The organism is Corynebacterium pilbarense (genome assembly GCF_026930265.1).
Lineage (GTDB): Bacteria > Actinomycetota > Actinomycetes > Mycobacteriales > Mycobacteriaceae > Corynebacterium > Corynebacterium pilbarense.
Map to the genome: position 1 here is coordinate 1 of NZ_JANRML010000063.1, position 986 is coordinate 986.

Consider the following 986-nt stretch of genomic DNA (forward strand, 5'->3'; position numbering starts at 1 on the left):
GCCCAAGTATGCCTGGAAAAATCATCAATGAAAATTAATAAATACTTGCACCCAGAAAAAGAAGGAGAATAAAGTGGACCACACAAGTCACTGTGAACAAGCTACAAAGGGCCCGAGGCGTGCCAAGAGGCACGTTTGTCAAAACTGTCCCGATGATGTTTGCCGAGAACACAACCGGCACACACACCATCTCTGCATGAAACAAGAGGAAGACCAGTCACCATCTGTTGATTACATAGTTTTTGCAATGAGCGATAGTTTAGATGACCAAACCGCTCATGCCAAAGTTTGCTCAAGTCATCGCTATGAGCAACAAAAACTGATGAAAAAGATGATGACCCAAAGTTGTCAAACTTGTACAACCTGGTAATATCATCAGCAATTCCAGTTGCAAGAACATGCTTAGGATCTTTTAGATCCTTGATTACAACTTGGTGAGGTGAAAACTCGACGGTTTTACCTTCACCTGAATGAGTGATTTGATATACTGATAGAAGGTTACAAGAAAGATTTGGAACACATAATACATCATTGAAATGACCATTTTCTACTTGAATTGTTCCAGATCCTACAACACTAAGAGATCTATCATCACCAACAAATATTTTCTTGGTGTTACATTCATTTAGAGAAAAAAACATTTCTTTATCTTTAACCATATGATAAGATGCTCCATAATCAATAAGCCACTCATCAGAAGAAGAAGTAGAATTTGCATTGAAGGAGAAACCAGAAGCAGAAAGTGCATGTCCATGAGAAGAAGAAGAAGAAGTAGAATCAATACTGATGTTGTGCTTCTTCATCGCTGCTTCTAAGGCTGCCATCTTCTTGAAACATTTGGACTCATCATGACCATCTTTATCACAAAAGTTGCAATGTATGTTAGTATTCTTACTTTTATATTTTTCTCCTTTGTCACTAGTAGGAGCTGAAGCTATCTGAGTAGGTTTTGGACCCTTATTTTGTTTGTTGTTGTAGCGAAGGAT

At 38.0% G+C, this 986-nt stretch carries 1 protein-coding gene; it reads right to left on the bottom strand.

Features of this window, described 5'->3' with window-relative positions; genetic code table 11:
• Positions 1-101: 101 nt before the first annotated feature.
• Positions 102-986 (bottom strand): GAG-pre-integrase domain-containing protein (locus tag NUW87_RS11385; RefSeq protein ID WP_269028637.1); only part of this gene is annotated, 885 nt, incomplete at its 5' end.